The sequence below is a fragment of the Streptomyces sp. NPDC006624 genome, from assembly GCF_040611555.1.
Classification (GTDB): domain Bacteria; phylum Actinomycetota; class Actinomycetes; order Streptomycetales; family Streptomycetaceae; genus Streptomyces.
The window spans coordinates 346,412-363,241 of record NZ_JBEXOM010000004.1; the positions used below are offsets into that span (position 1 = coordinate 346,412).

The 16,830-nt window shown below is 71.9% G+C and carries 11 protein-coding genes; 5 read left to right on the forward strand and 6 right to left on the reverse strand.

Annotated features, from left to right (window positions below; translation table 11 throughout):
* Nucleotides 1-129: 129 nt before the first annotated feature.
* Entirely contained in the window at nucleotides 130-1,050 is a 921-nt protein-coding gene (locus ABZY20_RS10375) for an LLM class F420-dependent oxidoreductase (protein WP_356439417.1), read from the reverse strand.
* Nucleotides 1,051-1,289: 239 nt separating this feature from the next.
* Here ABZY20_RS10375 and ABZY20_RS10380 point away from each other — a divergent pair, with 239 nt between their 5' ends.
* Nucleotides 1,290-1,523 carry a hypothetical protein gene (locus ABZY20_RS10380; RefSeq protein WP_356439420.1) on the forward strand — a complete coding sequence of 78 codons (234 nt, stop codon included), beginning with the start codon at nucleotides 1,290-1,292 and terminating at the stop codon, nucleotides 1,521-1,523.
* Here the strand turns inward: ABZY20_RS10380 and ABZY20_RS10385 are convergent.
* The 4 genes from ABZY20_RS10385 to ABZY20_RS10400 form a co-directional block, all read right to left on the reverse strand.
* Nucleotides 1,520-1,990 (reverse strand): DUF6099 family protein, encoded by a 471-nt coding sequence (locus ABZY20_RS10385; protein WP_356439423.1) that lies wholly within the window; start codon nucleotides 1,988-1,990, stop codon nucleotides 1,520-1,522. The genes ABZY20_RS10380 and ABZY20_RS10385 overlap by 4 nt on opposite strands.
* Nucleotides 1,991-2,184: 194 nt before the next feature.
* Nucleotides 2,185-2,547 (reverse strand): nucleotide pyrophosphohydrolase, encoded by a 363-nt coding sequence (locus tag ABZY20_RS10390; protein ID WP_356439424.1) that lies wholly within the window; start codon nucleotides 2,545-2,547, stop codon nucleotides 2,185-2,187.
* Nucleotides 2,544-3,713, reverse strand: a complete 1,170-nt coding sequence (locus ABZY20_RS10395) for an ATP-binding protein (protein ID WP_356439427.1) — start codon at nucleotides 3,711-3,713, stop codon at nucleotides 2,544-2,546. Before ABZY20_RS10395 ends, ABZY20_RS10390 begins: the two co-directional genes overlap by 4 nt.
* Before the next feature lie 165 nt (nucleotides 3,714-3,878).
* A complete protein-coding gene (locus ABZY20_RS10400; protein WP_356439429.1) occupies nucleotides 3,879-4,274 on the reverse strand; it encodes a cell division protein SepF in 396 nt (131 codons plus the stop codon).
* A 193-nt stretch (nucleotides 4,275-4,467) separates the two neighbouring features.
* Here ABZY20_RS10400 and ABZY20_RS10405 point away from each other — a divergent pair, with 193 nt between their 5' ends.
* The gene (locus ABZY20_RS10405; protein ID WP_356439432.1) at nucleotides 4,468-8,490 is read left to right on the forward strand and encodes a bifunctional nitrate reductase/sulfite reductase flavoprotein subunit alpha; all 4,023 of its coding nucleotides are present in this window, start codon (nucleotides 4,468-4,470) and stop codon (nucleotides 8,488-8,490) included.
* A gap of 41 nt (nucleotides 8,491-8,531) precedes the next feature.
* On the opposite strand, the gene ABZY20_RS10410 is transcribed toward ABZY20_RS10405, so the two are convergent.
* Nucleotides 8,532-9,452, reverse strand: coding sequence for an S-4TM family putative pore-forming effector (locus ABZY20_RS10410; RefSeq protein WP_356439434.1), 921 nt, complete (start codon nucleotides 9,450-9,452; stop codon nucleotides 8,532-8,534).
* A gap of 179 nt (nucleotides 9,453-9,631) precedes the next feature.
* On the opposite strand from ABZY20_RS10410, the gene ABZY20_RS10415 reads away from it, so the two are divergent.
* The 3 genes from ABZY20_RS10415 (at nucleotide 9,632) to fxsT (ending at nucleotide 16,810) form a co-directional block, all read left to right on the forward strand.
* Nucleotides 9,632-11,242, forward strand: a complete 1,611-nt coding sequence (locus ABZY20_RS10415; RefSeq protein WP_356439436.1) for a hypothetical protein — start codon at nucleotides 9,632-9,634, stop codon at nucleotides 11,240-11,242.
* A 242-nt stretch (nucleotides 11,243-11,484) separates the two neighbouring features.
* Complete coding sequence (locus ABZY20_RS10420; RefSeq protein ID WP_356439438.1) at nucleotides 11,485-12,360, forward strand: MoxR family ATPase; 876 nt, start codon at nucleotides 11,485-11,487, stop codon at nucleotides 12,358-12,360.
* Nucleotides 12,361-12,436: 76 nt separating this feature from the next.
* On the forward strand, nucleotides 12,437-16,810 hold the full coding sequence (fxsT, locus tag ABZY20_RS10425; protein ID WP_356439441.1) for an FxSxx-COOH system tetratricopeptide repeat protein: 4,374 nt from the start codon (nucleotides 12,437-12,439) through the stop codon (nucleotides 16,808-16,810).
* Nucleotides 16,811-16,830: the final 20 nt, after the last annotated feature.

Below are 16,830 nucleotides of genomic sequence, written 5' to 3' on the forward strand. Positions count from 1 at the left end.
GTGGTGCCGTGCGCGCGAAAGCCCCCGGGAGTGGTGATCCCGGGGGCCCGGCAGGACGACGCCCACAGCTTCGCACACCCGTGCCCACCAGCGCCTTCGTTTATCGAGGGCGCGGGCGGACCGGCCCCGCTACGGCAGCTGCGACTGCACCTGCGAGGAGATCAGCTCCAGGTGGTCGAGGTCGTCCAGGTCGAGGACCTGCAGGTAGATGCGGGACGAGCCGATCGCGGCGTAGCGGCCGATCTTGTCGACGACCTCGGCCGGGGAGCCGGCCAGGCCGTTGAGCTTGAGCTCCTCGACCTCGCGGCCGATCGCGGCGGCCCGGCGCGCGACCTCCTGGTCGTCGCGGCCGACGCAGACGACCAGGGCGTTGGAGTACGTCAGGTCACCGCCGCGGCCCTCCTCCTCGGCGGCGGCGCGGACGCGGCCGAACTGGCGCTCGCTGTCCTCGACGGAGGCGAACGGCATGTTGAACTCGTCGGCGTACTTGGCGGCGAGGCGCGGGGTGCGGGTCGGGCCGTGCCCGCCGACGAGCACCGGGATCTTCTCCTGCGCGGGCTTGGGCAGGGCGGGGGAGTCCGTGAGTTCGTAGTAGGTGCCGTGGAAGTCGAAGGTCTTGCCGAGGGCCGTCGACCACAGGCCGGTCACGATCGCCAGCTGTTCCTCGAGGCGGGCGAACTTCTCCTTGGGGAAGGGGATGCCGTAGGCCTTGTGCTCCTCCTCGAACCAGCCGGCGCCCAGGCCCAGCTCGATGCGGCCGCCGGACATCTGGTCGACCTGCGCGACCTGGATGGCGAGCACGCCGGGCAGCCGGAAGGTGCCGGCGGTCATCAGGGTGCCGAGCCGGATGCGCTTGGTCTCGCGGGCGAGTCCGGCCAGCGTGATCCAGGCGTCGGTGGGGCCGGGCAGGCCGTCCACGTTGCCCATGCGCAGGTAGTGGTCGGAGCGGAAGAAGGCGTCGAAGCCGAGGTCCTCGGTGGCCTTGGCGACGGTGAGCAGAGTGTCGTAGGTCGCCCCCTGCTGGGGCTCGGTGAAGATGCGAAGATCCATGTTTCCATCCTGCACGCCGCATCCCGTGGCCACACGGTCGGTCCCCCCGCGCCGCCGGGTCCCCGGTCGGGTGAAATTACGGGATGACCGCGGATGCCCCGTGACCTGCCGGTGACCGGCCCCGCTCATGATCGTTGGCTCGGGCGGAGCCGGAGCCCCCGGCTTCCGCGCCGGCCGGTGACCGCCGGGGCGTCACCCGTGTCGGCCTCCCCCGGGGGCCGGGGGCCGAGGAGGCCGTCATGTCCGAAGAGACCGTGCCGCAGCAGGGCGGGACCGGGCAGCCGAAAGGGCTGCTGCAGCAGATGGAGGAGCTGATGGCGGCGCTGAACGCGGATCTGTCGGCGCTGGACGCGGATCTTCAGGCGTCCGCAGATCTTCAGGCGTCCGCGGGCCTTCAGGCTTCCGCGGGCCTTCAGGTTTCCGGGGACCGGGAGCGGCGGGTCGGCGGGGAGGGGCGGACCGGCCTCGTCTAGCCCGCTTCCCGCTCGGGTAACGCCTGCTCCCGGTCCGCGAGTCTGCGGAGCATCTCCAGGACGCGGTCGCGGGACTCGTCCGCCGCGTCGATGGCCTCCATGCACTGCCAGTAGGCGCCCTCGTCGTCGGCGGCGCAGGCGAGGGCGACGAGGGCGATGCCGACCTCGCCGAGCAGGCCACCGAGGTACATGAGGGTGTGGCGGGCGTCGCCCAGTTCCGTGAGCTGGCCCGCCCGCAGCTCGCCGGGGGCCAGTTCGGGCGGGTCGAGGACGCCGCAGCCGCGGCCCGCCAGCTCCGTCAGTCCCAGGGCCTCGCCGCGCAGTTCGGGCGGTCCGGCGACCGCCAGGCGGCTGCCTATGGCCTGCGCCAGGGCCTGCGCCTGCCACACCTCGGCCATGAGCTGCCGCATCCCGCCGCCCGCGGCCAGCGACCGCCTGCTCGTCACGATGAGCCGCACCGCGTCCATGCGCTGCCCCCGTCTTGTCCTGCGCGCTCCGCGCGTCCGTCTGCTCAACTCCCTTGTTCACTACCCAGAGTGAAGGGTCGTGAGACCAAAAGCCAGAGGAAGACGGAAATTAAGGGACAACGATGGGGAATCGGGCCGGATTTCGATTACTCAGCGTACAAGTGGACTCTTCTCCTCCTGCCGGTCGGACCGTGCTACCGGATCGGGAACCTCCGCTCGTTCCGGTCGATTTTCGCCTCCAGCGCCGCCAGCGGGTCGATGCCGAGCACCTCGCACAGCTGGAGGAGGTACGCGAGGACGTCGGCGACCTCGTCGGTGACGCGGTGCGCGGTGTCCTCGTCGGCCATGACGCGGGCCGACTCCTCGGGCGTCAGCCACTGGAAGATCTCGACCAGTTCGGACGCCTCGACGCTGAGCGCGGAGACCAGGTTCTTGGGGGTGTGGTACGGCTGCCAGTCGCGCGCGGCGGCGAACTCGGCCAGCCGGCGCTGCAGTCCGGCCAGGTCCGGGGTCTCGTCACGGGGGCCTGGGCGCGGTGCGTCCTGTGGATCGGTCACGGTCCCAGGTGTACCACCGTGACGCCCTCGGTTTCTGCGGCCCAGGAGGCGTCGCTGACCGCGCCCACGAGCCGGAGGTGGCCCCGCTCGCACATCCGGGCCGCGAGGCCGAGGAGTTCCCGGCGCTGGCGCGGGTCCAGGCCGCGGTCGAACCCGTCGGCGAGGACGGTGAGCGTCTGGAGCGCGGCGGGCACCTCGCCGGCCGGGTCGACCTCCAGGACGCCGGGGCCGGTCAGCAGGACCAGGGCGAGGGCGAGGTAGCGCAGCTCTCCGTCGCCGAGCCGGGCCGCCCGCGTGCGGACGCCGTCGCCCCGGTCCAGGACCGCGCCGACCGTCCCGGCGGCACCGGCCAGGGCGAGCACGTCCGCCACCGGCCCCGCACAGCCCGCCCGCACGGCGGCGACGAACTGCGCGTGCCGCCGTCCGCACTCGGAGCGGGTGCGCCACAGCACGTCGGCGAGGTTGCCGCAGTCGCCGAGCAGGCGTCCGGAGCCGGCGGGCACGGGCTCGCGCATCCGGGCGGGTTCCGGGTCGCAGGCGAAGGCGGAGCGCAGGGCGACGACCGTCTGCTCGGCGGCGGCCAGCACCCTGCGCTGCCCGGGCGTCCGGCCGGCCACGCGCAGCGGGAGCAGGGCGGTGCCGAGCCGGTCGTCGGGCAGCGGGGCGTGGATCACCGGGGCGGGCCCGGAGGTGTGCCAGGCGGCCTGGAGGACGCGCTGGGCGGGGTCGCGCAGGGCGGTCCGCATCAGGACGAGGCCGTCGGACGTCAACCGCTCGCCCACCACCCGGGGTTCGGGCTCGGCCTGCACGGCGACGTCGAGCCGGACGGGACCGGCGGGGCCGTCGGACGTGCAGCCGATGCGGAAGCCCCGGCGGCCCAGCCGGTCGGGCCGGGCCCGCTCCGGCACACAGGCGGCGGGGTCCGGGAACGCCTCGCCGAGCGCGGCGCCGCCCCCGAGCCGGGCGAGGGCCTCGTACGCCCGCAGCGCGCCGGTCTTGCCGGAGCCGCTGGGGCCGGCGAGGAGGGTGAGCGGTCCGAGCGGGAGCGCGGCGCGGCGGTGGGTGGTGAAGGCGGACAGGCGCAGCTCGGTGATGCGCGGCCGGCCGGGGTGGGCGGGGACGGCGCCGGACTGCGCGAGGGGGGCGGGAGCGGAGGGCTGGGTCATGTCCGGACCGTAGGACTCCGGAAACGGGACGAACCGTTCCGTCTCCGGAGGCTTCCCACGATCGGGCGATCCGGCGGTACGGAGGTACGGCACTCCCCCCGTCGGGCACGGCCATCGCACGGTGAAGTGGCTCGACGGCCCTCAGGTCGCCCGGGGCTCCGGCGGTCAGGCCCCGGGGACCCCGACGCCCTCCATCAGCCCCGTCACCTCGGTGCCGGCCGGCGTCAGCAGGAACACGTTCCGGTCGACCCGGTGCATCCCGCTGGCCAGGCCGAAGACGACGCCGGTGCTGAAGTCGAGCACGCGCTTGGCGACCTCCGTCTCCGCGCCGGTCAGGTCGAGCAGCACCGGCACGCCCGCCATCAGCGTCTCGGCGACGTCCCGCGCGTCGGCGAAGACGTTCACCCGCAGCACCACGAAGCGGCGCCGCGCCTCGGTCTCCGCCTCGGGGACGGACCGGTGGTCGACGGAGGACGGCCAGGCGTCCCGGCCCCGCAGCGGCACGACCTGGGCGAGCCCCTCCCACTGTTCGTCGGTGACATCGTGGCTGTTCACCGGCATGCTCCGTCCTGGCTCGCACTGGCTGTCTGCATCGGCCAATTCTTGCGCAGAGTCACCCGTTCGGCCCAACTGCGACACGCTCAGCGACCTCATTGCACCTCACAACGGCCTGAAGGCTCCTGTGTGACGGGCGTAACGCCCGCTGATCGAGCCGTGTGACAGCGGCGTAACGGGCGATTCGTACCGTCGTCGCATGACCTCGACCCCCGGGACCCGCCAGGACACGCGGCAGGTCCGCACCGTCTGCTCGTACTGCGGAGTGGGCTGCGGTCTCGTCCTCGACGTGGCGACGGGACCGGACGGGCGGCGCACCGTGCTGAGGGCCTCCGGCGACAAGGCGCACCCGGCGAACGCCGGGCGGCTGTGCACCAAGGGCGCGACCACCGCCGAGATGCTCGCCGCGCCCGGGCGGCTGACCACCGCGCTGGTGCGGGACGACCGGGGCGCGGAGGGGGTTCCGACGCCCGTGGCCGACGCGGTCGCCGAGACCGCGGCGCGGCTGCGGGCGATCGTCGACGAGCACGGCCCGGACGCGGTCGCCTTCTACGTGTCCGGGCAGATGAGCCTGGAGGCGCAGTACCTGGCGAACAAGCTGGCCAAGGGGTTCGTGCGGACCAACCGGATCGAGTCGAACTCGCGGCTGTGCATGGCGAGCGCGGGCACCGGCTACAAGCTGTCGCTGGGCGCCGACGGGCCGCCCGGGTCGTACGAGGACTTCGACCGGGCGGACGCCTTCCTCGTCATCGGGTCGAACATGGCCGACTGCCACCCGGTCCTCTTCCTGCGGATGATGGAGCGGGTCAAGGCGGGCGCCCCGCTGATCGTCGTCGATCCGCGGCGCACCGCCACCGCGGCGAAGGCCGATCTGTTCCTGCAGATCAGGCCCGGCACCGACCTGGCGCTCCTGAACGGCCTGCTGCACCTGCTGCACGACGGCGGGCACACCGATCCGGACTTCGTCGCGGCGCACACCGAGGGCTGGGAGGCGATGCCCGCCTTCCTCACCGGCTACGGCCCGGCCGCGGTCGCCGCGATCACCGGGATCGCCGAGGACGACCTGCGCGAGGCCGCCCGGCTGATCGGCGCCGCCGGCCGGCGGTGGGTGTCCGCCTGGACCATGGGCCTGAACCAGTCCACCCACGGCACCTGGAACACCAACGCCCTGGTCAACCTGCACCTGGCCACCGGCGCGATCTGCCGTCCGGGCGCCGGGCCCTTCTCCCTCACCGGGCAGCCCAACGCCATGGGCGGACGCGAGATGGGCTACATGGGCCCGGGGCTGCCGGGACAGCGGTCGGTCCTGGTCGCCGAGGACCGGGCGTTCGCCGAGGAGGTGTGGGAGCTGCCGCCGGGCACCCTGCGCGCCGACGGCGCCGGGCGGGGCACCGTGGAGATGTTCCGCGAGATGGCCCAGGGCGCGATCAAGGCCTGCTGGATCATCTGCACCAATCCCGTCGCCTCGGTCGCCAACCGCCGTACGGTCATCGAGGGCCTGGAGGCGGCCGAGTTCGTCGTCACGCAGGACGTGTTCGCGGACACCGAGACGAACGCGTACGCCGACGTGGTGCTGCCGGGCGCGATGTGGAGCGAGGCGGAGGGCGTCTTCGTCAACAGCGAGCGCACCCTCACGCTGACACAGCAGGCCGTGGACCCGCCCGGGGAGGCCAGGGCCGACTGGCGGATCATCGCCGAGGTCGCGTGCGCGATGGGCTACGAGGAGGGGTTCTCCTACGGCAGTGCCGAGCAGGTCTTCGAGGAGATCCGGCGGTTCTGGAACCCGGTCACCGGGTGGGATCTGCGCGGGGTCAGCCACGAGCGGCTGCGGGCGACGCCCGTGCAGTGGCCGGCCGCGCACGAGGACGGACCCGAGCGCAACCCGGTCCGGTACGCCGGTGAGGACGGACCGCGCTTCCCGACGCCCTCCGGGCGGGCGGTGTTCTTCACCCGGCCGCATCTGCCCGCCGCCGAACTGCCCGACGACGACTACCCGTTCGTGCTCAACACGGGCCGGGTGCAGCACCAGTGGCACACGCTGACCAAGACCGGGAAGGTCGACAGGCTCGGCCGGCTGAACCCGGGGCCGTTCGTCGAGATCCACCCCGGGGACGCCTCGGCGCTCGGTGTCGCCGAGGGCGATGCCGTGGAGGTCGCGTCGCGGCGCGGCCGGGCCGTGCTGCCGGCGGTGGTGACGGACCGGGTGCGGCCGGGCTGCGCTTTCGCGCCGTTCCACTGGAACGACCTGTTCGGCGAGTACCTGAGTGTCAACGCGGTGACGAACGACGCCGTCGATCCGCTGTCGTTCCAGCCGGAGTTCAAGGTGTGCGCCGTGTCGCTGGCGAAGGTGGCGGCGCCCGCGGACGAGCGGCCGGCGGCTGTCCTGCCCACCGCCGTGACACCGGGCGGCTCCTCCCCCTTCGGCCTCGACCCCTCCCCTCCCCCGGTGCTGTCCTCCCGGGAGCGCCGGTACCTGACCGGGTTCCTCGCCGGGATCGGCTCGGGTGCCCCGGGCGTTCCCGTGCTGCCGCCGGACGCGCCCTTCTCCCCGGAGCACGCCCTGTGGGTCAACGGCGTCCTCGCCGGCATGTACTCGCGCTCGGCGCCCCCGGCCGTCCCCGCGCGGGAACCGGCGGGCCGTGAGGTCGTGGTGCTGTGGGCCTCGCAGACCGGCAACGCCGAGGAGTTCGCCTCCGCCACCGCCGAGCGGCTGACCGCGACCGGGCACCGCACGAGTCTCGTCGGCATGGACGAGGCCGACGTCAAGGCCCTCGCCGGCACGGCCGACCTGCTGTTCATCACCAGCACCTTCGGGGACGGCGACGCACCCGACAACGGCACGGGCCTGTGGGACACGCTGTCGGACGCGGCGGCCCCGCGGCTGGACGGCGTGCGCTACGCCGTCCTCGCCTTCGGGGACTCCTCCTACGACGACTTCTGCGGGCACGGGCGGCGGCTGGACGCACGGCTCGACGAGCTCGGCGGAGTGCGGCTGGCGCCGCGCACGGACTGCGAGCCGGACTACGAACCGTCGGCCGGGGCGTGGCTCGACCAGGTGCTCTCGGCGCTGGGCGGCACCACCGCGCCGCGGCCGAAGGCCGGGCCCGAGCCCCCGGCGGTCACCGCCCGGCTCGTCGGCAACCGGCTGCTCAGCCGCCCGGGAGCGGGCAAGGAGGTCCGGCGGTTCACCTTCGACACGAGCGGGACGGACCTGGCGTACGAGGCCGGGGACGCGCTCGGTGTCCGGCCCGTCAACGCGCCCGCGCTGGTCGAGGAGTGGCTGGCGGTGACCGGGCTGGACGCCTCGGCCCCCGTGGAGGTCGCCGGTGCCGGGGAGGTGCCGTTCGCCGAGGCGCTGCACCGGCACCTCGACATCACGCGGATCACCCCCGACCTGCTGCGCTTCGTCGCCGACCGGGCGGGGGACCGGCACGAGCTGCGCCGGCTGCTGCGGCCCGACAACAAGGACGGGCTGGCGCAGTGGAGCTGGGGCCGGCAGGCCGTGGACGTGGTCGCCGAGTACGCGGTGCGGGCGGGCGCCGGGGAGTGGGCGGGGGTGCTGCGCAGGCTCCAGCCGCGGCTGTACTCCATCTCGTCCAGCCCGCTGGTCGATCCCCGGAAGGTGTCGCTGACGGTGTCGGTGGTGCGCTACGAGAGCCTGAGCGGGCGGGCGCGCGGCGGGGTCTGCTCGCCGTTCCTCGCGGACGCCGGGCCGGACACCGAGGTGCCGGTGTTCGTGCGGCGCTCACCGCACTTCCGGCCCCCGGCCGACGCCTCGACCCCGATGATCATGGTCGGTCCCGGCACCGGCGTCGCCCCCTTCCTCGGCTTCCTCCAGGAGCGGCGCGCCCTCGGCCACCGGGCCCCGAACTGGCTGTTCTTCGGCGAGCAGCACCGCGCGACGGACTTCTACCACGAGGACGAACTGACCGCGCTGCTCGCCGAGGGCACCCTGACCCGCCTGGACACCGCCTTCTCCCGCGACCAGCGCAACAAGGTGTACGTGCAGGACCGGATGCGCGAGCACGGGCCGGAGCTGTGGCACTGGCTGTGCGACGGAGCCCGCTTCTACGTGTGCGGCGACGCCTCCCGCATGGCCAGGGACGTGGACCGGGCCCTGCGCGACGTGGCACGGGCACACGGCGGGATGGGCGAGGCGGAGGCCGCCGCGTACGTGAAGCAGCTCGCGGCGGAGAAGCGGTACGTGCGGGACGTGTACTGAGCGCGGCCGGTGCGCGACGGCCGCCCCTGGCACGCCCCGTCCTACCGGCTCGGCGGAGGATGCGGCAGCCAGCCGCCCACCTCGTCCATCGCCGCGGCGAAGTCGGCGCGGTCACTGTCGAGGAAGGCCTTGAAGAACCAGTTGGGCACCCGGGCCTGGTGCAGCCGGGTCCGCAGCAGGATGTCCTGCGCCTGCCGGGCCAGGACGAGCAGGTTTCCGGTGTCCTCGGGCGGCATGCCCGCTTCGGCGTACTCCCGCATGCGCGGCAGGATCACCGACCGCGCGTGCTCGCGTACGGCCGCGGTGTCGCGCTGGGTGCGGTAGGTGTCGACGCCGAGCAGGAGCAGGCCCAGTGAGGGCACGAACCAGTTGACGAGGACGGAGAGGAGCGCTGCCTCCGTCACCACGCCCACCAGCACCCCGGCCGCCACCCACACCACGACGCCGCCCTGGACCGCGGCGGCGAACCGCCGCCGTACGCGGGCGCCCCAGGCGAGGTTCTGCAGGATGCAGGAGAGGACGTCCAGCGGGCGGGGCAGGTCGGGGATCTCGTAGTAGTCGCGAAGCCTCTCCCCGGGGCCCCGGTAGCGCCGGGCGAGGCGGCTGACCTCGTCGGCCGAGGGCGGGCCGCCCGCCAGGACCTCGTTCCAGGGCAGCTCGTACAGGCGGATGTCGAAGGTCTCCTGCAGCAGGGCCGCCCTGCGGAACTCGCGTTCCGTCCACGAACTCGCGCCGGCCGAGTAGACCAGGGCCCACAGGAAGCCGGCGACGGTGAGGGCCTCCTGCATCGAGGTGACGAAGACCCCGAGCACCGCGCACGCGGCGAGCAGGAAGGAGACGGACATGTGCAGAGCGGCCAATTGCCGGGCCCGGGCGTGGGACGACTCGCCGGCTCGCAGGATCCTCTGTAAGTCCTCGTCGTTCTGCCGCCGTGTTATCGGCACGGGCAACGGATGGCTCACGGTGTTCCCCCCAGTCCCCTACGGGCGCACCGCACCCGATGCGGGCACCCGGGTCCATCGTTCCCTGCCGACCGGGACGAAAATCGCCGAACGTATTCGGCTCGGCGCCCGGGCGGCCTACCCTGATCGAGTTGCGGTACAGGCGCCGTGTGAATGCTGCGGCACGGGGGGAGTCACAGATGCCACAACAGCTCGCGACGCAGGACGCGCGGCGGAGCCACATCCTGCGCCAGTTGGTCGGAGTGCTGGCGGATTCACCCGCCCTCACCGACGTACGGGGAAGGCAGCAATGGCGGCGCGAGCTGGCACAGTTGCTCGGGAGCCAGCCGTGGGGGGAATTACCCACCGCGCACCAGGAGTTCCTCGAGGTCGTGCGGGTCTGCGAGGAACGGGCTGACGGGCTGTCACTTCTGCTGGAGGCCACCGCTTTGGTGGCGCCGCTCCTGGAGGACCGCCTCGCCCCGCTGGTGGAGGAGTTGTACGCCCTGCAGTTGTACGAGGGCCGTGACTGGACGGCACTGCGCCGTGCCCTGCTGATCAGCCCGCCGGGCCTCGACACGATCGTCGCGCGGATCACCGGCGACCGCATCCGGCTGCCCGCCTACTGCGTTGACGCCTGGCGGGCGTTCGTGCACCTCTCGGGCCGTGCCACGACACCGGACGAGGTACTGCCCCCGGGCATGGTGCTGCTGGAGCACCTCGCGCTGCACGAGGACCTCGCCTCGCACGTGGGTGAGTTACAGGGCTGGAACGATCACTTCGCCGCGGCGTGGAGCCTGGCCGACCTCGAAGGCGGACTGACCGACCTGCGCAGAAGGCTGGGACGCAAGCCTGCCGCGGCCCCTTCGATCGCCGCCGGCGCGCCCGTGCCCTCGACGCCTGCGGCACGAAGTGCCCCGGAGAGCAAGCAACGCCCGGTCATCCGGCTCTACTTCAAACTGGCGCCTGACCTGATGCCCACTCAGGGCACCGGACGCCGGCAGAACCGCAGGAGACAGCGCTACTGGGTCTCCGCCCGGGTGAAGTACGCGGACTCCTCGCAGTTGCACCACGCCAAGGAGGGCGAGACGCAGCAGCCCGTCCCCCGGTCCCAGGTGCCGGCGACGGTGGCCGGCCTGCTGACGCGCATGGCCTCGCTGTGGCACACACGGGCGGAGGACGTGGTGCTGGAGTTCTTCCTGCCGACCGAGCTGCTCAACGAGCCGGTGGAGTGGTGGGACCGTGACCCTTCCCTCGCCTACCCCAATCCCCTGTTCAGCAAGTACCCGGAGATCGTCCTGCACAGCCTGGAACGGCTGCAGCGACGCGACGCGCACCAGGTCTGGCGTCTGCGCTGGGCACGCTGGAAGGACTCCCAGGACAGTGACGACACCGTCCACTGGTGCGACCGCCGGGAGGATGCCGTGCCGGCGTATCTGCAGTGGCTGGACGCGACGATAGGGGCCCGGAAGGACGTCGTCGCCATGGTGCTCAGCGAGCCGCCGGCCTACGGGAACGAGGCGGGGCTGGGGGAAGTTCGCGTGGGCATTGATCTGGGCATCCCTGTCTTCATACACCACCGCGACGTGACGTCCGAACAGTTCCACAGCATGGTCAGGGACGGCCTGTCCGAAGGCGGTCTAGCGGGTTTTCCCACTCAGGCACGACAGTGGAAGAGCGATTCCCAAACGCGTTCACACGGCCGTGCCCATGACGCCGCTCAGCAGCTCTGCGTCGTCTGGGACGACCCCGAGCAGTTGTTGAGCGGCGGTGCGGGAGCGCCTGCCGCCTTTGTAGGGGGGATTGAATGAGTTCATCTCAGGCAGGGCCGCTTCCGTCCGGCGCCCGCGAGGCCGGCGGCCCGCTGTACACCGGGACCGGCGCCGCGTTCACCGACGGGACTCCGTACGAGGAACGCGCCTGGCCGCCCGGGCCGCGCTGGCGCACCTTCGACGGAGGACCGGTGCAGCCCCAGCCGCCCGGGGACGGGGAGGCGGACCGGCGGCTCGGGCCGCCCACGGCCCGCCGACGACCACCGGCGTCCGAGGTCCGCATGGTCAACGCGGCGATCCTGCTCAGGCGTCCCTTGCTGGTGAGCGGCCGGCCGGGCGTCGGCAAGTCGACCCTCGCCTACCGCATCGCCCGGGAGCTGGGACTGGGACGCGTCCTCCAATGGCCGGTCACCAGCCGCACGACACTGGCCTCGGGATTGTTCGAGTACGACGTGCTCGGGCGCGCCCAGGCGGGCCAGGCGTGGTTCGCCGCGCAGGAACGCGCCACCCGCGAGGAAGGCTCCGAGAACGGTGCGTCGACGCCTGCCCTGGACATCGGCGATTTCATCCAGCTGGGGCCCCTGGGCACGGCGTTACTGCCGCACCGGCTGCCACGGGTCTTATTGATCGACGAGCTCGACAAGGGCAACGTGGACCTGCCGAACGACCTGCTCTCCTTGTTCGAGGACGGGTGGTTCGCCGTTCAGCCTCTCGTTCGGGTGAAGCGCCAGATCGACACCGTCACGGTGCATACGGCGGATCCCGGACAGACGGCATCGATTCACAACGGGATCATCAAGACTCGATCATTCCCGATCGTGATCATGACCTCCAACGGTGAACGGGAGTTCCCCGAGGCGTTCATGCGCCGATGCCTGCGACTTGACATACCGGACCCCGGCCCAGAAGCTCTGGGCGAGCTGGTGGCCGCACACTTCGGGGACTCGCTCGGAGACGAACAAGGAAGGCTCGTCCGGGACTTCATGACACGCAGTGCCGAGGTCGATGGACTGGCCGCGGACCAATTGCTCAATGCGGCACACCTGGTCACGTCGGGCGCACACTCCTACCGTGATGAGGACCGTGCCGAGTGGCAGGCCGTCCTCGACGCCATTTGGCACCCATTGAACGGAGATGGGGCGGACTGGGGTGCCTGACCGATCGCCGGAGGTCAACGGTCACGCTGCGGCCGACGGACGACGTGGCCCGTCTCCCGCCGCGGACTCCTCCGGCATGCCCGTCCGCGACCTCCATCCGCGGGACATCGCGGACGCGCTGTGGCTGGCGGCGCACCATCCGGAGCTCGCGAGCGACGGACACCCACGAACCGCCGTCGGCTTCCGCACCCCGCGGACGGACCCCGGACCGCACGACCGGGCCGTCCTCGATCCGCCTCGGACCGATCCGCCCACCCCCCGCTTCCCGCGCAGGGAACAGCGCAACGGGGACTTACCCGGACAGCACGACGACACGACCCGCGACCCAGCGGATCACCCGCCTGCGGGACCCGATCCGGTCCCCCTGGTGCGGCTCGGCGAAGGTGTACCGGTCGACGCGTCGGGCGTGGGCACCGTCGCGGACCCCCGGCCCGTCAGGCCCGTACGCAGCCACCCGTCCGCTCTGCAGCCGCGTTCGTTCGCCCGTGCCCTGCGGCCCCTGCGCCGGCCCGTGCCGGACCCCGATGAACCACGGATCGACCTCCAGGCCACGGCCGAGCGCCTCGCGGTCGCGGCCGGGCTGCCTCCGGTGTTCCGCCCGGGGCCGGGGCCGCGGTGGAAAGCGGTCCTCCTCATCGACGTCGCGCCCCGCATGGCCGTGTGGAAGGAGACGGCCGAGCAGGTCGCCGACCTGTTCCGCACCTACGCCGGCTTCGGGGACTTCAGGGTGCTCCATCTCGACTCCGGTTCCCCCGACGGCGAGGTGACCGTTCGGCTGCCGGGTTCCGGTGAGAAGCAGTCCCCGCGGCGCCTGGTGGACCACAGCGGACGCACGCTGGTCTTCGTGCTCACCGACGGTCTGGGACCGGCCTGGCGCTCAGGCGGCGTGCAGGCACATCTGGCGGTCTGGGGACGGCACCAGCCGGCGACGGTCCTCCACGTGCTTCCCCAGCGCCTGTGGCACCGCACCGCACTGCAGCCGCAGCGCGTCCGGCTGCACGCCTCCGGGCCGTGGCGTGCCAGCCCCGCCTGGGAGTACGTCGGGTCGGCCGGCGGGGGCGGACGACGCCGCAAGCACACCGTCGTCCCCGTGCTGGAACTGTCGGGCGGCTGGTTGTCGCCCTGGACCGAGTTCCTCGCCGGTGACACCCCCCGATGGACCGAGCTGGCGGCCCTCGTCCTGCCCCGCAAGGCACGGCCGCCCGCCGAGCCGGCGCCGGCCTCCGAACGCGGCGAACGGAGCGCGGCCGAACGGGTCGCGCTGTTCCGCGTGTGGTCGTCCCCCGACTCCTTCGAACTGGCCACCCGGCTCGCCACGGCGCCGCTGGACCTGCCGCTCATGACGGCGCTGCAGAGGCGGACCATGCCCCGCACCGGCCCGGAGCATCTGGCCGAGTTCCTCATGAGCGACCTGGTGGAACCCGATCCGTCGGCGGGCGAGACCGCTTTCTCCTTTCGCCCCGGTGTACGGGCCGAAGTTCTGGCGGCGAGCAATCGGCAGGCCACGGAACGGGCGACGAAAACAGCAGCCGAGTTGCTCGCCCCGCACAGTGGCGCGGCCCGCGAAATGCTGGCATACCTGGATGGGGCGAACACCTCGAACCCGCGAATTACCGACACCGATCGGCACCTGCGCGAGATAGAACAGACGGTGCTGAGATCACTCTCCGGCGCGCATGCGCGCCGGGCCCACGTCATTGGGCAACTCATTCGGGCGCATGAGGAATCGAAACAGCACATGAGTAAATCGACACGCGGTGACCGGCACACCACCCCAGACACGGAAAGCTATGGCATAGTGACTGAACCGAACTCCCCCGAGGCGACGGTGCTCACCGAGCAACTCGGCCAGGCTGATGCCGGCCCCCTTTCAGGAGACGCCACAGTGGTCACCGGTTACTCCGCCACAGCACCGCGGACAACTATTGATCTTGGTCGGGCCTCGACGCCTGCTTCCGCGCGCCCCGCCGTGTGGGGGAACATGCCACCCCGGAATCTCGTCTTCACGGGGCGCGAGGATCTTCTGCAGCGGCTGGAGCGGGAACTGCGTGGCGGACCGACAGCGGTCCTTCCCCATGCGCTGCACGGTCTGGGCGGAGTCGGCAAATCCCAGCTCGCACAGGAATACGTCTACCGGCAGGCGAGCCAGTACGACATCGTCTGGTGGATCCCGGCGGAGCGCCCCACCCAGATCGCCCAGGCCCTGGTGGAACTGGCCCACCGACTGCACCTGCCGGTCAGCAGCGAGGCCATCACCGCCGTGCCGGCCGTGCTGGAAGCCCTGCGCACCGGAAACCCCTACAGCAAATGGCTTCTCGTTTTCGACAACGCCGAGAGCCCCGAGGCCGTGCAGGACTTCTTCCCCAGCGGATCGGAAAACGGGCCCAACGGCTCCATCATCGTCACCTCACGCAACCCGCAGTGGAATACTCTTGCCCGGCCACTTGAAGTCGATGTGTTCGAGCGCGAAGAGAGCATTCAACTACTTCAGCGCCGCAACCCCGACCTGTCCGACGAGGACGCAGATCAGCTCGCCCATGTCCTGGGCGATCTGCCACTCGCTGTCGAGCAGGCCTCGGCCTGGCGAGCCGAGACAGGAATGCCCGCGGCCGAGTACCTACGCCTGTTCGCAGAGAAACGCGCAGAACTGATGACTGTTTCCCCTCCCACGCACTACGAGCAGACCGTTGCCACCGCCTGGAACGTCTCGCTCGACCATCTGGCGAGCAAGAATCCCGCGGCGCTGCAATTGCTGCAGATCTGCGCCTACTTCGCTCCCGAGCCGATCGCGCGTTCCCTCTTCTCCGGGGCTCCGGTCCAGCCCATCGCGCCCGACCTGGACCGGGCCCTGACGGACCCCCTGCGGCTGGCCCGGGCCATCCGGGAGATCAACCGCTACTCGCTGGCCAAGATCGACCACCGCAACAACAGCATTCAGATGCACCGGCTGGTGCAGGCGGTGCTCATCGCCCGTATGACGGACGAACAGCGCCAGCGCATGCGGCAGGGCGCGCACCTTCTGCTCGCGGCGAACGCCCCCCGCGACCCCCGCGACCCCGACCACTGGGGGCGGTTCGGTGACCTGTACCCGCACGTGGTCGAGTCCGGCGCGATCGAGTCGGAGGTCGGCAACGTCCGGCAGCTCGTCATCAACACCGCGGAGTACCTGTACTACTGGGGCGACCACGAAAGCGCCCGCGAGTTCAGCCAGAAGGCGTACGAACGCTGGAAGGAGAAGTGGGGCGAGGGCGACCAGCAGACACTGCTCCTCTCCCGTGGCCTGTGGTACGTGCTGTGGCGCATGGGCCGCTACGGGGAGGCCGCCGAGCTCAGCCAGCGCATGCTGGCCGCCGTGCGGCAGCTCGAGGGGGACGCGGAGGAGGAGCTGCTGTCCACCATGGGGTCGGTCGCGATCGACCGCCGGTCGCACGGTGACTTCCTGGGGGCTCTGGAGATCGCCCGCGAGGTCCACGAAAGGGCCGTGCGCGCCTATGGCGAGGAAGACCCGCTGACCCTGGACCACACCCACAACCTGGCAGTGGCCCTGCGGGCGTGCGGCCACTACCGCGAGGCGCTGAAGCTGGACGACGAGACCTGGCGCCGCAATGTGCTGATCTACGGCGAAGAGGCGTACGACAGCCTTCTGTCCGAGATGGGCCTGGCGCTCGACCGGCGCGAGGCCGGCGACTACGCCCTCGCCGTGCGGATGTTCGAAGAGATCGTGGAGAAGTACCGCAGCGTCTTCGGGGAGTCCAACCCGCACACCCTGCGGGCGGCGGCCCGGCTGGCCGTGTCGCGGCGCAAGGCGGGCGACCACGAGTCCGCCTACGAACTCAGCCGGCAGGCCAGCAAGGCGCTCATCGACCGCTACGGCGAGCGCAGCCCGGACTCGCTGGTGGCCTCCCTCAACCTGTCGGTCGACCTGCGTCAGATGGGCGACCTGGAGAACTCCCTGAAGCTCGGTGAGAAGACCCGGGACCTCTACGGGGAGGTCTTCGGTTCCCACCACCCGGACACGGTCGCGGCGGACATCGACCTCGCCATCACCCTGCGGCTGGTCGGCGACGTCGAGGCCGCCCGCGCCCTCAACGAGAGCGCGCTGGAGCGGGCGCGCAGGGCGCTGGGGGACGACCACCCCACGGTGCTGGTGTGCGCCACCAACCTCGCCAGCGACATGTTCGCGCAGGGCGACGCCGAGGGCGCTCTCGAACTGGATCAGGCCACGCTGGAGCGGGTGAGGGCCACGCTGGGCGAAGAGCACCCCACGGCGCTGGCCCTGATGAACAACATCGCCTGTGACCTGCGGGCACTGGGACAGACCCCGGAAGCCGAGACCATGCACGCGGCCGCCGTGGAAGGGCTGCGGACCCAGCTGGGCGCCGGTCATCCCGGCTGCGTCGACGCGGAGGCCTGGCGGCGCTCCAACTGCGACGCCGACCCGATGCCGTAGCCGGCCCGGGCCGCACCCGG